Raw genomic sequence first — 1,617 nt, 5'->3', positions numbered from 1 at the left:
CGGCACGATGGTGATCATGCCTCCGTCCACGCGCCCACTCCATGCGGGCGGCCGAATTTGTCGTAATCAGGGATACCCGCCCGTAGGGCTGCCTGCCTCTAACCGCCACTGTCCAGCCGGAGCTGTGCAGCCGGCACGGCGTCCTCGTCCTGCTCGGCTAGGCGCAGCAGCAAGGTGGACAGCTCGGCCTGGGCGGCCAGCTGGATGCGCTCCAGATCGGCCAGCTCGGTGGCCGATACCTGCCCATCGAGCTGGCTTTGCAGTTGCAGGAGCAGGTCGATCGCGCGCTGCACGTCATCACCCATCATGTCGCACCTCTACATGGGAACAAGGTCGCCGAGCTGCGCCTAGCTCCTGTTCTCCCGTTCCCTGACCGCCGCTTGCAGCTCCAACACCAGCTCGCCGGCCTGCAGCTCGGCAACGCCGTGCTGGCGCAGGAGCGCGGCATGCCCGGCGGTCACCAGGACCTGGCGGGCTTCCGGTTCGTCCAGGCGCGCGGCCTCGGCCAGGGCGGTCCGGAACAGGTGGGCCAGGCGCCCGGGCAAGCTTGGAGCAGCCAGCCACGCGGCATCGGCGTGGGCGGCAATGACCGGATCGCCGGCATGCAGAATGGGCATGAGCAGCACCGTCAGCGGATGATCGCTACCAGCTTACGATCGAGTGCTCGGTTCCAGTGTTGGTTAGCTCTAAGGTGACAAAAAGATCTGCTCCGGATGGGACTGACCGGCATGATCCCAAGGATGCCGTTGGGCCGGCGGTGCAGTAGTATACGCTCTGCGGATGGCCAGGGGGTCGAGACGGTTGTGCCGACTGGCTGTCCGCGTCTTTCCCTGCGGGTGTGCGGATTCACCGCTGGCTACCCTGGCGCACTCTTATCTTGGCTAAGGGAGGGTCCCTGCCAGGGGCGCTAGCGGAGGTGGTGCGGGTGGCGGTGGTCTCCATGGGTTCATGGTCGCCTGCCGGTTGATCGGAGGGAGGTGAACCATGAAGCTGGCCCGGCTGGAGCGCGTGATCCGGCATGCTGAATGGCGGCTGCGTGCCCGTCACGCCCAGGTGGCGTGGCTGCGGCGGCAGGGCCGGCCTATCCTTCAGTTAGCCTGGCTGCTGTACTGCCTGGAGCTGGTCCTGGACCGCCTGGTGGAGCGGCGCGCGCAGCTATCCAGGTAGCGCCGCTAGGTTGAGCGGGTGGCCGTACCCGCACCCCATGCCCCACTCCAATCCGCCATAATGTATCACCGGGGGCGGCTCGGATAGTCGTCGGAAGATCCAAATTCCCCAAACGGAAATAGCCAAGGTCAGCAGCGCCGTAGCAACTGCAGCGACGGCGCGATCCACTTGCACCGGCGGACGCGTGAATACTTTCCGCCACCAATCGGTTGAGATTGGCGCGTTGGCCATGGTCGCGGCTGAGCGCAGGCTGCCCGAATCGATCCTTCCACAGGGAGCGCCACCATGACCACCATCTCGATGGACGGCACCGACTCGGCCAGCTGGGATCCGCAGCTCGACGCGGTGACCGCGGCCCACGCGCACCACCAGGTGCTCTACGAGGACGACATGATCCGGGTGGTCTCGGTCAGCGTCGCGCCAGGGGTCCAGGAGCCGGTGCATCACCAC

The 1,617-nt window shown here is 66.4% G+C and carries 3 protein-coding genes; 1 reads left to right on the top strand and 2 read right to left on the bottom strand.

Annotation, left to right across the window (positions count from 1 at the left end; translation table 11 throughout):
* Positions 1-98 precede the first annotated feature (98 nt).
* Together EQG76_RS31310 and EQG76_RS31305 are read right to left on the bottom strand one after the other, a co-directional pair.
* Positions 99-308, bottom strand: a complete 210-nt coding sequence (locus tag EQG76_RS31310) for a hypothetical protein (RefSeq protein WP_159719114.1) — start codon at positions 306-308, stop codon at positions 99-101.
* A gap of 39 nt (positions 309-347) precedes the next feature.
* Positions 348-617 (bottom strand): hypothetical protein, encoded by a 270-nt coding sequence (locus EQG76_RS31305; protein WP_159719113.1) that lies wholly within the window; start codon positions 615-617, stop codon positions 348-350.
* A gap of 367 nt (positions 618-984) precedes the next feature.
* Between EQG76_RS31305 and EQG76_RS31300 the strand changes: the two genes are divergently transcribed.
* A complete protein-coding gene (locus tag EQG76_RS31300; protein WP_159719112.1) occupies positions 985-1,167 on the top strand; it encodes a hypothetical protein in 183 nt (60 codons plus the stop codon).
* The last annotated feature ends 450 nt before the right edge of the window (positions 1,168-1,617 follow it).

The organism is Geminicoccus flavidas, from assembly GCF_009806515.1.
Classification (GTDB): Bacteria; Pseudomonadota; Alphaproteobacteria; order Geminicoccales; family Geminicoccaceae; genus Geminicoccus; species Geminicoccus flavidus.
The sequence above is the reverse complement of the archived record's forward strand: the minus strand, read 5'-3'. Positions and strand labels throughout refer to the sequence as shown.

Excerpts from the sequence above, each read along its gene's own strand:
- EQG76_RS31310 (WP_159719114.1), bottom strand. The coding sequence starts at position 308 with ATGATGGGTGATGACGTGCAGCGCGCGATCGACCTGCTCCTGCAACTG.
- EQG76_RS31305 (WP_159719113.1), bottom strand. The coding sequence starts at position 617 with ATGCCCATTCTGCATGCCGGCGATCCGGTCATTGCCGCCCACGCCGAT.
- EQG76_RS31300 (WP_159719112.1), top strand. The coding sequence starts at position 985 with ATGAAGCTGGCCCGGCTGGAGCGCGTGATCCGGCATGCTGAATGGCGG.